Source organism: Cytobacillus dafuensis, from assembly GCF_007995155.1.
Lineage (GTDB): Bacteria > Bacillota > Bacilli > Bacillales > Cytobacillaceae > Cytobacillus > Cytobacillus dafuensis.
The window spans coordinates 585092-601041 of record NZ_CP042593.1; the positions used below are offsets into that span (position 1 = coordinate 585092).

Below are 15950 nucleotides of genomic sequence, written 5' to 3' on the forward strand. Positions count from 1 at the left end.
TCCATACTTTATTAGACGAAAAAATAGACTGAATGGTTTCCAAAAAAGCATATAAAAAGCACGGATATGGGTCCGTGCTTCACATTAAATGATTAATAAACAAAGTAGCAATCCCAAAATACGTCACAAGTGAGAAAATATCATTTAAGGTCGTAATGAGAGGTCCTGATGCAACAGCAGGGTCAATGTTTAGCTTGAACAGTATAAGTGGAATAATTGTTCCCGCCAATGTTCCGATAATTAAAGTAAAAAATAAGGAGCTGCCTACTACTAATCCTAATATCGCACTTCCTTGCCAAAAAAATGCAATAAGTGAAATGAGGATCCCACAAATAAGGCCAATGATTAAGCTTACACCTAATTCCCTCATGATTAGCCTGGAAACCACTTTTTTATCAATATCATAAGAGGCGAGACCTCTGACAACAACAGCGAGTGATTGTGTGCCTGTATTTCCTGTCATACCAGCAATCATTGGCATAAAGAAAGCTAGGGCAACGACTTTCTCCAAAGTTTTTTCGTACCCACTAATAATGCTGCCAGATATAATCCCGATGAATAAGAGCAAAATCAGCCAAGGTAATCTTCGATATGCGGCCACAAAGGCTTTTGTTTCAAAATCAATCGACTTTCCTGTTGCAGATAGCTTTTCAAAATCTTCATTTGCTTCCTGAATCACAACGTCAATGATATCGTCAACGGTTGCAATCCCCATTAAGACATTCTCCTCATTGACAACAGGAATAGCCATAAAGTCATATCTTTCGACCAGCCTTGCTACTTCCTCCTGGTCGGTCATGACATTAACGGAAATGACCCGTTCATACATAATGTTTCTAATCAATTCACTTGGCTCTGCAATGAGAAGGTCGCGGTATGAAACAACACCAACAAGTCTTCGGTCTTGATCAATGACATATAGGTAATTAATTGTTTCTGCAAACTCAGCAAAAGATTTCAGCTTTCCAACCGCATCCAAAACCGTATAGTAATCTCGAATCCAAACGAAACGGTTGGTCATGAGCCTCCCAGCTGTTTCCGGAGGATAATTCATGATATTCTGAACGATTTGCGATTCGCTTTTATTCATTCCAGATAAAAGAGAAGCTATTTTTTCAGGAGATAAATCATCCAGGAGAAGGGCCAAGTCATCATTATCCATTAAATCAAGAACTTCACCCGTTTTTTCAATTTCTAGTTTATTCAAAACCTCAAGCTGATCCTCTTTGCTTAGCTCTTGAATCAAATCAGCAAGGGTATCAACATTCATGAAAAGCAAAAAGCGTGTTTTATGTTTTTCCGGCAGATTCTCATATATCTGAGCAACATCATATGGCTGCAATTCGTCGAGAATCGTTTCGAATTCCTTTTTTTTATTTTCTTTTAACGTTTTTATGATGTGAAGAGTGATTTGGTTTTCAGTCATGTTCTGAATCAAACGTCTCACACTCCTTTCTTTAAAAGTGTTCTCTATTTATCGCAAATTAACGGGCTGTAAGACCCCCACTTCAAGAAGTTGAATTAAGAAAAATTTCTAAGTGGGGGATCAACAGCCCGTAAAGGCCCGATTGGTTCAACTAACAATCAGTGGGGGATGAAGGAAAACCCCCACTGATTGAAGTTTCACTTTATCGCAAATTAACGGCTGTAAGATCCCACTGTAAAAAGTGGAGTGAGAAATAATTTTAAGTGGGGATCAGCAGCCCTTTTTGAACGTGATTATTTCAACATACAATCTGTTCTACGGATTGTGGTTTCACTTTATAGTATCATGTCATATTCATTATAAAAAAATAAATAATAAATCGGCAAGATGATGAAGCCTAAGTATCGCAAAAAAAAGGTTAAAAGTGAATATTTAAGCTTTTTTAAGATAATGTTTGTAACTGGAAAATAATGGCTCTTTACATTTTCATTAAATTATTTTAAATCTAAGCAATTTTATGTTATTTTTGCTAGAATAAGGGGAGCTTATGACGGTAAAAGTTTTTAATTTCGGAGGTTTCACCATTGAAGAAAAGGAACCATAATATTCGAGATATCATATATATTCATTTGAACGAACGGGAACAATATGTTCTAACTTATGGGATTGAATTTTCGGAGTTTGCACAGTCACTGTACGGATCGCTTAACAATCTGCTGCTGCTGAAACATCGCTATGATGATGCTGACTTTAATATGCATACATTGCATGAGTATGTATCAAAAGATAGGCTGCGGAAGCTGATGGAGGCGGATGTGTATGGGTACGGTGATTTCTGCTGGATTGATTTCGAAGAGGAAGAGGATTTGAATGAGCTCTCTGGTCAGGCCATTGCGGAGCTTCTTTACCTCGGACATCTAAAGGAACATTTGAAGCCTCCTTTCTATAATAATTTGAGCAACAGGTATGTCTATTTATCTCATGATGATGGTTGGTTTAATAAGACATACTATCGTGATTTCAGTGATTTCTACAGAATGATTGGGGATGTTATACCTCAGAAAATGGCTGAGACGAAGGTTGAAAAATCATTGCTTGGATTAAAGAAAAAGAAAACCTATCCACCTATTCAAAATGATATTCTGCGTACTTTAAAGCCGCTCATGAGGGAAGGTGTCCTACTTTCGATAAAGGATATTGAGCAGAATCGGTCAAGAATCGAAATCCCGTTTTGGCCAATTGGCGACTTTGCGGATATGGATGAAATGTATGAGGAATATGAAAATATCGTAAAAAAACCTTGTGAAGCAAAGCTTGTCTTCGATAAAAAGTCGAGAGAATGGAAGGTATATGGCCAATAATAGATGATTTCTATTAGAGGCCTTTTTTTAATTAATGTTAAATGTAGAAATTGCCTGTGTGAATGCTCAGGGTTGATAATGCTATTTTGTTGTTGATTGAAGCGGAAGGCACGAGACTCCTGCGGGAGAAGCGAGTCAAAGGGAGACCCCGCAGGAGCGATAGCGACGAGGAGGCTTCCGGACCGCCCGCGGAAAGCGAGTGCCTGCAGCGGAAATCAACAGGGAAAATTATCATGGTCAAATAATGAAATTACATTGCTCCATATGAAATATAGTGTATAATCAAAAGTACGGAAAATTTTTAAATATTGAAAAGAACAGGTGTCTTTCCAAAAAGAATGCTGTATTCTCAAGCTTTGCTTGCATGGAATATAAGTTACTTTTAAAGACTGAAAAGGGAAGTTGGTGAAACTCCAACGCGGTCCCGCCACTGTAATTGGGAGCTTACTGCAATGGCCACTGTACAAGCATGTATGGGAAGGCGCAGATAAGCAATGACCAAGAGCCAGGAGACCTGCCTGATTCTCGTGCACCACAAACCTACGAGGATAGGAGGTGTTTGACTGGTACATACCTTTTCTTTTTTGTATGCCTATGCAAACATCTCCATATCAATTGTGGAGATGTTTTTTTTATTAAAAGAGGAAAAATGCTTCTACAAGTTAGAGAATTGTCTAGCTTCGGTGCCTAGGTGCTCGAGGTCATAAGCTGGTCCGCCAAGAAGATTAAAGAACAATCTTCTCGTCGGCCCATCTTATGCTTGAGGCCCGCAGGATGGGGGTCATGCAGACGTTGCCACAGGACGTGGCGCTTTTAGTCTGCGTTCCTCAATGATCAAGGCACCTCCGCATTTCAAACAGGAGGAATAAACTATGAAAAAGCTTTACTCGTTATTATTCGCGCTGCTTCTTGCAGTTGGTGTTTTGGCAGGCTGTGGGGAAAGTGCAGACAAGCCGAAGGAAAACGCAGAAAATGGTGAAAAACAAACAGTTCAACAGGAAGAGTCTGCTTTTCCAGTTACAATTAAAGATGCCTTAGATAATGAAGTGGTTATTGAATCGAAGCCTGAAAAGATTGTCTCTTTAATTCCAAGTAATACAGAAATTGCGTTTGCTCTTGGATTAGGGGAAGAGGTTGTTGGTGTTTCTGATTATGATAATTACCCAGAAGAAGTAGCAAATAAAGAGAAAATTGGCGGAATGGAATTTAATGTTGAGAAAATTATTTCTTTAAAACCAAATCTTGTTCTAGCACATGCTTCAAGTGCCCATAATTCAGCAGAGGGGCTACAGCAGTTAAGAGATGCTGGTATTGCGGTCCTAGTTGTCAATGAGGCGAAAAACATTGATCAAGTTTACGAATCAATCAATATGATTGGAGCGGCATCAGGAGAGAAGGAAAAGGCTGAAGAGCTTGTTGCTGGAATGAAAGAAAAGTTTGAAGCTATTAAAGAAAAAGCAAAAGAAATAAAGGATGAAGATCGTAAAAAGGTTTTTGTTGAAGTATCTCCTGCACCTGAAATTTATGCAGCAGGTGCAAATACATTCATCAATGAAATGCTTGAAATGATCCATGCGGATAATGTGATTACAGAGGAAGACTGGCCAAAAATGGATCCGGAGGCCGTTATTGAAAGAAATCCGGATGTAATCATCACAACTCACGGATATTATGTAGAGGACCCTGTTGGAAATGTATTATCGCGTGATGGCTGGCAGGGCATAAATGCTGTTAAAAACAAGCAGGTGTTCGATGTGAATTCTGATGCGGTTACCCGTACAGGCCCAAGGCTTGTTGAAGGAGTAGAGGAACTTGCAAAAGCGATTTACCCGGAAACATTTAAATAATAAAGTTTTTGCTTATATTCTTGCAGTTGCTTTTTTATTGATTTCGATGCTGCTTGGGATTTCAATCGGAACCGTTTCTGTTCCGGCATTAGATATCATAAAGATTATTGGTTCAGAAATTTTCCGTCTATCACCAAATGAACAAATTGATTCTATGTATTCAAATATTGTTATGAATATAAGACTGCCAAGAGTCATATTGGCAGGGCTGGTTGGAGCGTCTCTCGCAATAGCGGGAGCCGCTTTCCAAGGTTTATTGAGAAATCCTCTCGCAGACCCGTATACACTTGGCGTATCATCAGGTGCCTCAGTGGGGGCTGTTATTACTTTATTCTTCGGTCTCTCCATTCCGTATTTGGGCTTATTTACATTGCCATTATTAAGTATCCTTTTTTCATTTATCACGATATTCTTAGTCTTGCTTTTTGCTCGAAAAATTGACCGTTCGATGAAGGTGGAGTCGATTATTTTAACCGGGATTATCTTTAGCTCTTTTCTAGGGGCTTTAATTTCCCTCATGATCGCGTTAACTGGCGAGGAATTAAGGCAAATTATCGGCTGGCTTCTTGGCAGTGTTTCCATGCGGGGCTGGGATTATATTAAAATTATTCTCCCATTTTTTATAATTGGTTCAGTTATACTGATACTAAATAGTAATGAATTGAATGCAATGTCCTTTGGAGAAGAAAGGGCTAAGCATATTGGTGTAAATGTGCAAAAAAGAAAAATGATGATTTTGATAGCAGGTTCGATCTTAACAGGAGCAGCTGTAGCCGTTTCAGGAACGATTGGATTTGTTGGCCTTGTTATCCCGCATTTGACAAGATTACTATGGGGACCGGACCATAAGCATTTATTGCCATTGTCCATTTTAACAGGGAGCGGGTTCTTAATTCTCGCGGACCTTGTTGCAAGAACGATCATCTCTCCAACAGAACTGCCAATTGGCGTTATTACGGCAATCATTGGGGCACCTGCATTTGCGATCATTTTAATGAACAGAAGAAGTGAAAGAAGAGGATAAAGCATGCTTAGCGTCCAACAATTAACTGGTGGATATTCCGGTGATTCCATTATTAAGAATGTATCCTTTGAAATAGATAAAGGCGAGCTATTTGGGATTTTAGGTCCGAATGGCAGCGGAAAAACGACACTGCTGAAAATGATTAGCGGCATATTGCCCTATAGCAGTGGAAAAATTGAGCTTATAGAAAAGTCATTAAAAGATTATTCACCAAAGGAATTAGCGAAAATTATTGCCGTGCTTCCGCAGCATTCCATTCAAAGTTTTTCTTATACTGTAAAGGAAACGGTTTCACTTGGCAGATACGCCCATCAAAAGGGCTGGTTTCAAACATGGTCCCATGAGGACGAAAAAATCGTTATGCAAGCGATGGAGCAAACGGGCGTTGCCCATTATGAAAACCATTATATCCATGAGCTGTCTGGAGGAGAAAGGCAGAGGGTTTATTTAGCTCAAGCACTTGCACAGGAGCCAGAAATCCTGCTGCTTGACGAACCGACGAATCATCTTGATCTTTCTTTTCAGAAGGACTTGCTTGATATGTTAAAAGACTGGACGAAGAATCGCGGATTAACTGTTATCTCGATTTTCCATGATCTTAATCTCGCGGGCTTATACTGTGATAGGCTTCTATTATTAGAAAATGGAGAAATTAATATCAATCACACACCAAATGAGGTATTAAGAGAAGATCGAATTCGAGATGTTTACAATACAAAAATTGAAAAGCATCCTCATCCGAAAGTACCTGCACCGCAGATGGTACTGCTTCCAGAAGATACGGATGAGAAAATAGATTTTTATTGTATTAATGAGAGCTATCTTGAACGTTCTAATGAACGACTTGTTCTAAGGTCGCCCATTCCGCTTCGGACAATGTCATCTGGTGTAGTCGGTTCCGGAACAGGATGGAACCAAATGTTTGTGAATCGTCATGTAGATAAGAACTATGATTGCAGTGATCATCGAAAGGAAATGCAGGATTATTTAAAAGTCCACGGGTTTGAACCTGGAGAAACGGTTGGAATGATGACAGCGGTTATGCTGGAGGATGTAAGCTTTCAGCTTTATAAAAAAGAGAGCTTTGCTGTTTTTATCCTTGTAACTGCCGGTGTAGGCAATGCGATTGATGCCGCGAGAAGTGAACAGCACGCCTATCATCTGACACCTGGAACGATTAATACGTGGATTTTTGTCAGTGGGGAATTGACGGAAGAAGCCTTTATACAAAGCATTATGACAGCAACTGAAGCAAAAGCTAAAGCTTTGCAGGACCAAGAGGTAAAGGACGCAGTAACAGGTACGATTGCGACAGGAACGTCCACAGACAGCATATTAATTGCAGCTACTCAGAGAGGAACAAAGCTAGAATATGCAGGAACCATAACACCGCTAGGAAAATTAATTGGCAAAGGTGTATATGAATGCACGCTTGAAGCGGTTCAGAAGAGTAAAAAAAGGGTGACGTTATGATCATCCATCACCTTATCGCTCTATCGATTGCGGTTATCATTGATCTTTTTGTTGGCGATCCTCCACACTGGCCTCATCCTGTTAAATGGATGGGCTCTTTGATTTATAAGCTGGATCAAAGCTTGAATAAGGGCAGTTTGAAAAAAATAAAAGGAATATTCATGCTATTAACGGTTTTGTTCGTTGCAGGAAGCGTTGCCTTGCTACTTATCGGCATTTTTTATTGGATTCATCCCTTGGCAGGCATTTTCATGGAAGCGATTCTCATTTCAACAACAATTGCACAAAAAAGCCTGAAGGAGGCTGCCCAGACGATTTATGAGCCATTGGAAAAGCGAGATATTAAAGAGGCTAGGCAAAAGCTTTCTTATATTGTCGGCCGAGATACAGATAGGCTGGATGAGCCAGAAATGGTGCGGGCAACCGTTGAAACGGTCGCTGAAAATACGAGTGACGGGATAACGGCTCCATTATTCTGGGCGTTCATCGGTGGCGCTCCATTAGCGATCATGTATAGAGCTATTAACACTTGTGATTCCATGGTCGGCTATCGAAATGAGAAATATAATGAATTTGGATTTGCGTCTGCACGACTTGATGATGTCGTCAATTGGATTCCGAGCAGACTGACATCATTCTGTATGCTAATAAGTAATCGGCCCGCTCACATGACCACAGCAAATGCTTGGAAAATTGTATTCCGTGATGCCAAAAAGCATCCGAGCCCGAACTCTGGCTGGGGGGAAGCAGCAGTTGCGGCTATTCTAGGTGTTCAACTCGGCGGAATCAATTATTATAAAGGCATCGTTTCCAATCGAGCTACAATGGGTGATTCGCTCATCCTGTTGGAAAAAGCGCATATCCTAAAAACGAATACAATTGTCACATGGACCATTCCAATCTTTTTAATATTATTATGGCTAGGAGGGATGATTATTGAATTGGCCCGCACATGGTTCTAACCCGCAATACTTATTCTCTGCATTAAAGCTTCCTATGCCTGATAAAAAGATAGATTTCAGTGCAAATATTAATCCTCTTGGTCCTCCGCCAATATTAAAGGAAAAATGGAATCAGCTTTTTTTGGCTCTTTCAGATTATCCAGATCCATTGGGATATGAGTTGAAGAAAAAGCTTTCTGAAAAGGAAAAGATCGAAGAAAGTCATATTTTAATTGGCAATGGAGGAGCAGAGCTTATTGCTCTTATCGGAAGAATTCTGACAGGAAAAAGGGCGATCATTGTGCAGCCAGCTTTTTCAGAATATGAAGAAGCGTGCAGGGTGAATAGCTGTGCTGTCGAGTATCATCAGCTAATGCCTGATCAATGGGAATTAGGAATAGAAGAGCTAGCAGCAAAGCTTGGCAATAAAGATGCTTTATTCCTATGTAATCCATGTAATCCAACAGGAGTCTATTACTCTCAATCAACTCTTATCGAATTGATCAAGGAATGTGAAAGACAAGATTGCCTTTGCATTATAGATGAAGCTTTTTACGATTTTCTTTCTGAATATGAATCCATCATTCCATACATTCATGAATTCTCAAATCTGATCGTCATCCGATCCATGACGAAAATGTTTGCTATTCCAGGCTTAAGGCTTGGGTACTTGATGGCGAATCCGTCCATCATTAATCAACTAGCTGCCTCTCAGCCGCATTGGAGTGTGAACTCACTTGCATTAAGTGCTGGTGAATGGTGCATCGAAAGTGAAGCACATATAAGGGCAACAAGAGATCTTATTCAGAACGAAAGGGAAAGGCTATTCCGCTTTTACAAAGAGAAGGAATTTGTTGTGTCCCCTTCACTTGTGAACTTTTATTTATTAAAGGATCCGATCATTGTTGATCAAATGCCGCTTTTTCAGTTTTTGATTACGAAAGGAATTATTCCAAGACATACGATGAATTTCCCTGGATTACAAGGCAGGTGGCTTCGGTTTGCTATAAAAAGCCCGAATGAAAATGATAGATTAATGGAGGCGATGGAGGAATGGCGGAATCGTCTTTAATCTTTATTAGCGGGGGAGTCCGCAGCGGGAAAAGCAGTTTTGCAGAAAAGCTTGCTGCTGATTACGCTCAAGAAATAGATGGTCAGCTGCATTATATTGCAGCGGGCCAGTCGAGCGATCCAGAGATGGAAGAGAGAATACGGAGACATCAAAATGATCGTTATGAAAGCGGTCTTAACTGGACCACATGGGAGCAGCCTGTCGGATTATCAAAACTAAGGAATACGTTTCAGTACAAGGATATTGTGTTGCTGGATTGTTTAACGACTCTATTAAACAATGAATTTTTCAGCATGGATGAGATGTGGAAAAGTCCTGATTTTCAAAAGCAAGTGATGGCATCCATTATGGAGGGCATTGAACAGATAGCCCAAAAATGTCATCATTTTATTATCGTTAGTAATGAGGTCGTATACGAACCGCTTGGAGATCGTGAATTAGTCTATATTTATGGAAAAATGCTAGCTCAGCTTCATCAGAATATCGTGGCAAAAGCAAATCAAGCTTTTCTCGTCGAGGCTGGCATTCCACTCCTAATGAAAGGAACCGAAAAAGCATGAAAGGGATTATGATTCAAGGAACGGCATCAGATGTGGGCAAAAGCCTGATTGCAACCGCACTTTGCCGAGCATTTGCCAATGAAGGATTTCGTGTAGCGCCCTTTAAATCACAAAATATGTGTAATTTTTCATATATCACTTATGACGGGAAAGAAATAGGCAGAGCACAAGGGATTCAGGCAGAGGCAGCCAAAACTATCGCAAATGAATGGATGAATCCTATTTTGCTAAAACCGAGATTGGGTCTTCAATCAGAAGTTGTATTCCTTGGACAAACCATGGAAACGATTTCTGGAAAGAGCTATCGAGAATCGTTTTATGAAAAAGGGATTCAGGCAATCGAAACCGCTCTTAAGAAATTATCTATGGACTATGAACTGCTTGTCATGGAAGGTGCCGGAAGTCCAGTGGAGATCAATTTAAAAGATAAAGAGCTTGTCAATATGAAGGTAGCTGAAATGGCTGATGTTCCGGTGATTTTAGTTGCTGATATTGAGAGAGGCGGTGTCTTCGCAAGCATCGTCGGAACACTGGAGCTGTTTACGATAGAAGAAAGACAAAGAGTACAGGGGATCATTATTAACAAATTCCGCGGTAAACCAAATTTATTCGAGGATGGGGTCAGATGGATCGAGGAAAGAACAGGCATTCCAGTGATCGGCGTTCTCCCCTACATCGAAAATCATATGATTGCTGAAGAGGACTCCTTATCAAAGCCGCAGGATGCCGTGATAGAACGGACAGATTTATATAGCTTTCCAAGTGAATTAGAGGATAGCAAGTATGATGAGCTTGCCGGCAGGTTGCTGGAGCATCTCAATTGGGAGAAGCTGAAGGAAATAATGGAAAAATGGGGCAATTCAGATGAAGTGGATTAAAGGATTGCTCATTAATCTACAGTTTTTCACTTCGATTCCGATTCCTTATGAACTGCCAATGGATCGAGCTCATCTTGAAAAAGCAATTAAAACCTTTCCGTTACTTGGCCTAATCCAGGGTGGAATTTACTCATTTATTCTCTATTTCATTCTTCACTGGACTCCGTTTTCTGATTTAACAGCAGCATTTGCTGTTTGGCTTGCGGGGATTGTTTTAACAGGCGGTATTCATCTGGACGGGTGGATGGATTCAAGTGACGCATTCTTCTCCTACCGGGATCAAAGGAAACGGCTAGAAATTATGAGCGATCCGCGTACAGGAGCGTTCGGTGTACTATCTGTCATTGTTTTGTTAAGCGCTCGTTTTCTTTTTATATATGAGATTATCCAGCTGATTCATCCAATTTCTTATGTGCTCATTGCCTTTTTGCCTTTTTTCAGCAAGATGGTCATGGGGGGGCTGCTTCTTACGGTAAGAGCAGCTAAAAAAGAAGGCTTGGGCACGATGTTTAAAGAAGCGTCTAATGAAAGGACACTTTTCATTTATCCTATCTATATCCTGATTTTACTAGGCATAACCTCATTGCTGCAAGTGGATGTGGTAGGGGGGATCCTTTTCTTTATAATCCTCTCCATATTAGCCTTGCTGTATTTGCAAAGGAAAATAATTAGCTGGTTTGGCGGGCTAACAGGTGATGTGCTTGGAGCAAGTGTAGAAGGAACGGAGCTGCTGCTATGGATGACCTTGTGGTTATGGCATTATTTCGCCATGGGTTAACGGAAGCCAATAAGCGTCATGCTTATCTTGGCTGGACGGATTCGCCGCTTTGTGAAAAAGTTCAAAGAGCATCATGTAACTATGAGCATCTGTTCTCAAGCGATTTAGGAAGATGTCTTGAAACGGCAAAAATCATGTTCTCTGATTCCAGTATTGAAATTCTTAGCGAATTTCGTGAGATGAACTTTGGGCTCTGGGAAGGAAAGACATATGAAGACCTTAAGCATGATTTAGATTATCAAAACTGGCTTTCCACCCCGTTTTCCTTTAAACCGCCTGATGGAGAGTCCTTTACCGAGTTTTCCGAAAGGGTAGAGCAAGGATTCGCAAAAGTAATAGAGACGGTCATGGTATCTACGGTGAGAAAAGCAGCTATTGTCACACATGGCGGCGTCATTCGATATCTATTAACGAAATATGCACCAGAGAAAAAAGATTTCTGGGAGTGGAAGGCTGCTCATGGACAAGGCTTTGAATTCGTCTGGAAATTGGATGATTTAAGGAGTGGAGACAGATGCACTTTGTTACGGGAGGTTCCTTTAATGGAAAATCTAAATGGGTGAAGGAATATTATCAATTAAAGGATTCGAATCATATATGGTTTTCTTTTTATGAAAAAGAACGGGTCTTGTTGAATCCTGATTTAGTAGAAAGCCCAATGATTATTCTTGAAGGCATAGAAGTTTGTATAAAGGATCTGGCTGCACAATACAAAGTCAGTGAGGCTCGGGAAAAATGGCGTTTGTTCCTATCTTCATGGCTTGAATGGGAAAATGAGGATGAGAACAGGAAAGTTATTTTAATAGGGACGGATATATCGAAAGGAATTGTCCCTATGCTTGCCGAAGAACGTAAATGGCGTGATATGACGGGATGGGCCTATCAAGATATTGCACGCTCAGCAGAAAGAGTAGAACTCATATGGTATGGCATTAGCCAAAAAATAAAATAAAGGGGTAATGACAATGAGAATTTACACACGTACTGGGGATAAAGGGAAAACAAGCATTATTGGCGGCAGAGTGGAAAAGGATGATATTCGAGTAGAAGCGTATGGAACAATAGACGAAGTGAATTGCTTCGTCGGCCAGGCCATGACTCAGCTTGATACAGAAAAATTTAATGATATTCTGGATGACTTAGAAAAAATTCAGCATGAACTTTTCGATTGCGGTGGTGACTTAGCCAATGTCATGAAGGAACGCCAATTAAAATTAACACAGGAATCCGTCGATTATTTAGAAAAGAAAATTGATGCCTTTATTGAAGAAGCGCCAAAGCTAGAGAGATTTATTTTACCTGGTGGGACTCCTGCTGCTGCTTCGATTCATATTGCACGTACTGTGACGAGAAGGGCTGAAAGATTAGTTGTTTCCTTAAAGAAAGTGGATCCGGAGATTTCAGAAATAGCTCAAGCCTATTTAAATCGACTGTCAGATTATTTCTTTGCTTTAGCAAGGGTTATTAATTTCCGTCTCAATGAAAAGGATGTTGAATATGTCCGTAGTGCGAAGGTATTTCGTGAAGGGAAGCGCAAGGAGGATAAGTAAATGAAAAGCATGAAAATGGCTTTAGTTGGTTTGTTAGTAGCACTTACTGCTGTTGGTGCTGCTATTAAGATCCCAGCCGTTATTGGCAGTGTAGCTTTAGATGCCTTTCCAGCTTTGCTTGCAGCGGCTCTTCTAGGAGGGCCAGCTGGTGCAGTTGTTGGTGCTATGGGACATTTGCTTTCAGCGATAATTGGCGGAATGCCAATGGGGCCGTTTCATGGTATTATTGCCATTGAAATGGCAATCTTAGCTTTCGTTTTTGCCGGTCTGTATAAGAACGGAAAAAGGTGGCAGGCTGGAGTAGTATTTGTCCTTGGGAATTCGTTTGCAGCACCACTTCCATTTATGTTTTTAATGAGTAAAGCATTCTATCTTACTATTGTTCCTTCTTTATTAATAGGGTCTGTTTTGAATACGGTGATTGCGTTAATTCTTATTCCGAGATTGGCCCCATTGGTTGCACCAATGCTTACTAAGGCAAGGATGGATCGATGAGGGATGTACTAATCATCCCCTTTAATGGAGAAGAATCGATCGTGCTAGCAAGTGACAACAGTGGGGCAATCGGTTCCAAGGACATGGATTTTGTCCATGTCCCTTATGAAAAGGTTGCCTATTACTGTTTTCGAGTAGCGGTGATGGAATGTATGGCAGCAAGTGCACAGCCATTTGCGATTACGGTGCAGAACTTTTGCGGGGAAGACGCTTGGTCTCTTTTGCTGAACGGAATCAATCAAGGAATAGACGAGTTAGGACTAGAAGGAATTCAGATTAACGGAAGTACGGAAAGTAATTTTACCCTCTTGCAGTCTGCACTTGGTATAACAGTTCTTGGGAAAAAGAATCACGTAGTTTCGCTTGATCCACTTCTTTATTCGGAGGAAACAAAGCTTGGGGTGATTGGCTCTCCATTAGTTGGTGATGAGGTCGTTGAAAGGGCTGCAGAAATTGCCCCATTGGCTTTATTCAAAAGGCTTTGTGATATGAGGGGGGCAGTTCTTTTGCCTGTCGGCTCGAAAGGTATTCTTGCTGAAATCAATCGCCTGTTTTCTAATCAATCGTTTGATGGAACTGAAATAAAGACAAATTTAGATATTCATAAATCTTCAGGCCCGTCGACTTGCTTTATCGCGGTTTTTCCACCTGCAATGGAGAGGGAGATAAAGATGGTTGCTGGTCCATATTTTCATGGAATTGAAGTGATAAAATGCTGAAATTATATTTCATTAGACATGGAGAAACAGCATGGAATGTACAAAAAAGAATGCAGGGCAGGTTGGATTCTGCTTTAACAGAGAAAGGGGAAATTGATGCTCGTTTACTAGGAGAAAGGCTCAATGGTACGGTGTTTGAGCGGATCATATCTTCTCCAAGCGATCGAACGATCAAAACTACAAACCACGTTAATAAAGATGGGAATACTCTCATTGAAACCGATGAAAGACTAATGGAAATTGATATGGGAGATTGGCAGGGATTAAGGGATGATGAGATAGAAAAATTGTATCCCGAGCAGTTTCATGCATTTTGGAACGATCCTGCAGCTTATAAAAGCGTTGGAGGAGAAAGCTTTTTTGACGTGAAAAAGCGACTCTCCGAATTTTTGGCAGATTTAAAGAGGACAACCCCAAGAGGGAATGTCCTTGTAGTGACGCACGGAGTTGTTATTAAAGTACTCTATCTTCTCTGTAGAAATGCACCAATCGAAGAACTTTGGAATCCGCCATTTATTCATGGAACGAGTCTTACGATAATTCAAGTTCAAGATGGAGAGATGGAAATGCTTTTGGAAGGATGTACGGAGCATTGCAGATATGAATAAATATAACGTAAAACCCCAATTTCCGTAAGTAGTTGAAAATTGGGGTTTATTTAATGCTTTTTCTTATTTTTTGTTTAGCTCATCCCACTCCATTCCATTCCATTCCATTCTTCTCTGAGTACACCCATTCGGATGGAGTCATAATATTCACCATTATGATAGCGGCATTTTCTCATTCTGCCTTCAAGCTTCATGCCGATTTTTTCGGCAGCGCGCATCATTCTTTTATTGCCGGACCAAGTTGTGATTCCAACTCGTACAAGCGGCATTGACGAAAACAGATAGTCAACCCAAAGAGTAAGGGCTTCTGTTCCATACCCACCATTCCAATATTCGGGATCATAGATGGCAATCCCAGCCTCAAGCCAATTCGACTCTTTATGCTCCCAGTAATAACTGACGCTACCTATTAACTTGCCATCCGCTTCTATTGCCATTCTTGGAATGGCACCATCTGTTGGTTTAGGAATGAATGTCTTTTTAAAGTTTTCAAACTCTTTGAAAACAAGAGGAAAATACGGTGCATCCCATTTCTTCCACTCTGGATTTTCAGTCCCATAAATATACGTCCAAAAAGTCTTTAGATCCGCCTCCTCAATCGGACGGATTATTACTTTCTGCCCTATTAACGAAAGCAATTTAGTCATTCGTTCACCCCGATTCATTATAGTTAACTTTATTGTATCAGATTTATTTTAATAATTAGGAAAATTTAGGGTGAATAATCTGAATTTAGTATCGATTCTTCCAATTGCTAAAAGGGAATTACTTTATTCATAGAGAATTTTAAGTAAAGTACGATAAATCATAAAAAAGCAGGTGGAAGTATGATTTTGAAAATGGGGTACATCATTTTGTATGTTGAAAATCTTGAAAAGACAAAGCATTTTTATGGTGAACTATTAGGCTTAGAGCTTAAGAATGAATTTGGTACATACATCGAATATAACACGGGAACTACGATTCTTTCTTTTAACACGAGGGAAGATGTCCGTGAGCTTACAGGTCTTCCGATTCCAGATGGTGTAAGAAAGGAACAGACCTTCGAAATTGGATTTGTCACGGAGGAAGTAGAGGTAGTTGTTGATAAGCTTCGTGAAGCAGGAGTTAAAGTACTATTAGAACCTGTTGAAAAACCGTGGGGACAAAAGGTTGCCTATGTGGAAGATCCAGATGGACATTATATTGAGATATGTTCACCGATAGAGTAAAAGAGTG

The 15950-nt window shown here is 40.3% G+C and carries 18 protein-coding genes and 1 riboswitch; of the genes, 16 read left to right on the forward strand and 2 right to left on the reverse strand.

The window, feature by feature from the left end; translation table 11 throughout:
* Positions 1 to 79: 79 nt before the first annotated feature.
* Positions 80 to 1438, reverse strand: a complete 1359-nt coding sequence (mgtE, locus tag FSZ17_RS03015) for a magnesium transporter (RefSeq protein WP_146846356.1) — start codon at positions 1436 to 1438, stop codon at positions 80 to 82.
* Between the two features lie 572 nt (positions 1439 to 2010).
* On the opposite strand from mgtE, the gene FSZ17_RS03020 reads away from it, so the two are divergent.
* The 15 genes from FSZ17_RS03020 (at position 2011) to FSZ17_RS03095 (ending at position 14732) form a co-directional block, all read left to right on the forward strand.
* Positions 2011 to 2787, forward strand: a complete 777-nt coding sequence (locus tag FSZ17_RS03020; protein ID WP_057775697.1) for a hypothetical protein — start codon at positions 2011 to 2013, stop codon at positions 2785 to 2787.
* 356 nt (positions 2788 to 3143) lie between these two features.
* A riboswitch (cobalamin riboswitch) is annotated at positions 3144 to 3323 on the forward strand.
* Positions 3324 to 3659: 336 nt separating this feature from the next.
* Positions 3660 to 4634, forward strand: coding sequence for an ABC transporter substrate-binding protein (locus FSZ17_RS03030; protein ID WP_057775698.1), 975 nt, complete (start codon positions 3660 to 3662; stop codon positions 4632 to 4634).
* Positions 4600 to 5658, forward strand: coding sequence for a FecCD family ABC transporter permease (locus tag FSZ17_RS03035; RefSeq protein ID WP_057775699.1), 1059 nt, complete (start codon positions 4600 to 4602; stop codon positions 5656 to 5658). The genes FSZ17_RS03030 and FSZ17_RS03035 overlap by 35 nt, the downstream gene beginning before the upstream one ends.
* Positions 5659 to 5661: 3 nt before the next feature.
* Positions 5662 to 7131, forward strand: a complete 1470-nt coding sequence (locus tag FSZ17_RS03040; RefSeq protein ID WP_057775700.1) for an adenosylcobinamide amidohydrolase — start codon at positions 5662 to 5664, stop codon at positions 7129 to 7131.
* Complete coding sequence (gene cbiB, locus FSZ17_RS03045) at positions 7128 to 8093, forward strand: adenosylcobinamide-phosphate synthase CbiB (RefSeq protein ID WP_057775701.1); 966 nt, start codon at positions 7128 to 7130, stop codon at positions 8091 to 8093. The genes FSZ17_RS03040 and cbiB overlap by 4 nt, the downstream gene beginning before the upstream one ends.
* On the forward strand, positions 8068 to 9144 hold the full coding sequence (gene cobD / locus FSZ17_RS03050; protein WP_057775702.1) for a threonine-phosphate decarboxylase CobD: 1077 nt from the start codon (positions 8068 to 8070) through the stop codon (positions 9142 to 9144). Before cbiB ends, cobD begins: the two co-directional genes overlap by 26 nt.
* Positions 9126 to 9704 carry a bifunctional adenosylcobinamide kinase/adenosylcobinamide-phosphate guanylyltransferase gene (locus tag FSZ17_RS03055; protein ID WP_057775703.1) on the forward strand — a complete coding sequence of 193 codons (579 nt, stop codon included), beginning with the start codon at positions 9126 to 9128 and terminating at the stop codon, positions 9702 to 9704. Before cobD ends, FSZ17_RS03055 begins: the two co-directional genes overlap by 19 nt.
* Positions 9701 to 10582, forward strand: a complete 882-nt coding sequence (locus tag FSZ17_RS03060; RefSeq protein ID WP_082625369.1) for a cobyric acid synthase — start codon at positions 9701 to 9703, stop codon at positions 10580 to 10582. Before FSZ17_RS03055 ends, FSZ17_RS03060 begins: the two co-directional genes overlap by 4 nt.
* Entirely contained in the window at positions 10569 to 11360 is a 792-nt protein-coding gene (gene cobS, locus FSZ17_RS03065) for an adenosylcobinamide-GDP ribazoletransferase (RefSeq protein WP_057775704.1), read from the forward strand. Before FSZ17_RS03060 ends, cobS begins: the two co-directional genes overlap by 14 nt.
* Positions 11318 to 11923 carry a histidine phosphatase family protein gene (locus FSZ17_RS03070; protein ID WP_057775705.1) on the forward strand — a complete coding sequence of 202 codons (606 nt, stop codon included), beginning with the start codon at positions 11318 to 11320 and terminating at the stop codon, positions 11921 to 11923. The genes cobS and FSZ17_RS03070 overlap by 43 nt, the downstream gene beginning before the upstream one ends.
* The gene (locus tag FSZ17_RS03075) at positions 11875 to 12312 is read left to right on the forward strand and encodes a bifunctional adenosylcobinamide kinase/adenosylcobinamide-phosphate guanylyltransferase (protein WP_057775706.1); all 438 of its coding nucleotides are present in this window, start codon (positions 11875 to 11877) and stop codon (positions 12310 to 12312) included. Before FSZ17_RS03070 ends, FSZ17_RS03075 begins: the two co-directional genes overlap by 49 nt.
* A 13-nt stretch (positions 12313 to 12325) precedes the next feature.
* Positions 12326 to 12910, forward strand: a complete 585-nt coding sequence (locus FSZ17_RS03080; protein ID WP_057775707.1) for a cob(I)yrinic acid a,c-diamide adenosyltransferase — start codon at positions 12326 to 12328, stop codon at positions 12908 to 12910.
* A complete protein-coding gene (locus FSZ17_RS03085) occupies positions 12911 to 13405 on the forward strand; it encodes an ECF transporter S component (protein ID WP_057775708.1) in 495 nt (164 codons plus the stop codon). It begins immediately after the preceding gene.
* Positions 13402 to 14124: a hypothetical protein gene (locus tag FSZ17_RS03090; protein WP_057775709.1), complete on the forward strand. Its 723-nt coding sequence runs from the start codon at positions 13402 to 13404 to the stop codon at positions 14122 to 14124. Before FSZ17_RS03085 ends, FSZ17_RS03090 begins: the two co-directional genes overlap by 4 nt.
* Positions 14118 to 14732 (forward strand): histidine phosphatase family protein, encoded by a 615-nt coding sequence (locus FSZ17_RS03095; RefSeq protein WP_057775710.1) that lies wholly within the window; start codon positions 14118 to 14120, stop codon positions 14730 to 14732. Before FSZ17_RS03090 ends, FSZ17_RS03095 begins: the two co-directional genes overlap by 7 nt.
* 74 nt (positions 14733 to 14806) lie before the next feature.
* On the opposite strand, the gene FSZ17_RS03100 is transcribed toward FSZ17_RS03095, so the two are convergent.
* Positions 14807 to 15397, reverse strand: coding sequence for a GNAT family N-acetyltransferase (locus FSZ17_RS03100; RefSeq protein WP_407643421.1), 591 nt, complete (start codon positions 15395 to 15397; stop codon positions 14807 to 14809).
* 162 nt (positions 15398 to 15559) lie between these two features.
* Between FSZ17_RS03100 and FSZ17_RS03105 the strand changes: the two genes are divergently transcribed.
* Positions 15560 to 15943, forward strand: coding sequence for a VOC family protein (locus tag FSZ17_RS03105; RefSeq protein ID WP_057775712.1), 384 nt, complete (start codon positions 15560 to 15562; stop codon positions 15941 to 15943).
* Positions 15944 to 15950 lie beyond the last annotated feature (7 nt).

Coding starts and splice junctions, on each gene's coding strand:
- FSZ17_RS03090 (WP_057775709.1), top strand. CDS start 13,402: ATGAGGGATGTACTAATCATCCCCTTTAATGGAGAAGAATCGATCGTG.
- cbiB (WP_057775701.1), top strand. CDS start 7,128: ATGATCATCCATCACCTTATCGCTCTATCGATTGCGGTTATCATTGAT.
- cobS (WP_057775704.1), top strand. CDS start 10,569: ATGAAGTGGATTAAAGGATTGCTCATTAATCTACAGTTTTTCACTTCG.
- FSZ17_RS03060 (WP_082625369.1), top strand. CDS start 9,701: ATGAAAGGGATTATGATTCAAGGAACGGCATCAGATGTGGGCAAAAGC.
- FSZ17_RS03040 (WP_057775700.1), top strand. CDS start 5,662: ATGCTTAGCGTCCAACAATTAACTGGTGGATATTCCGGTGATTCCATT.
- FSZ17_RS03095 (WP_057775710.1), top strand. CDS start 14,118: ATGCTGAAATTATATTTCATTAGACATGGAGAAACAGCATGGAATGTA.
- FSZ17_RS03070 (WP_057775705.1), top strand. CDS start 11,318: ATGGATGACCTTGTGGTTATGGCATTATTTCGCCATGGGTTAACGGAA.
- FSZ17_RS03105 (WP_057775712.1), top strand. CDS start 15,560: ATGATTTTGAAAATGGGGTACATCATTTTGTATGTTGAAAATCTTGAA.
- FSZ17_RS03030 (WP_057775698.1), top strand. CDS start 3,660: ATGAAAAAGCTTTACTCGTTATTATTCGCGCTGCTTCTTGCAGTTGGT.
- FSZ17_RS03055 (WP_057775703.1), top strand. CDS start 9,126: ATGGCGGAATCGTCTTTAATCTTTATTAGCGGGGGAGTCCGCAGCGGG.
- FSZ17_RS03100 (WP_407643421.1), bottom strand. CDS start 15,397: ATGAATCGGGGTGAACGAATGACTAAATTGCTTTCGTTAATAGGGCAG.
- FSZ17_RS03085 (WP_057775708.1), top strand. CDS start 12,911: ATGAAAAGCATGAAAATGGCTTTAGTTGGTTTGTTAGTAGCACTTACT.
- FSZ17_RS03075 (WP_057775706.1), top strand. CDS start 11,875: ATGCACTTTGTTACGGGAGGTTCCTTTAATGGAAAATCTAAATGGGTG.
- FSZ17_RS03080 (WP_057775707.1), top strand. CDS start 12,326: ATGAGAATTTACACACGTACTGGGGATAAAGGGAAAACAAGCATTATT.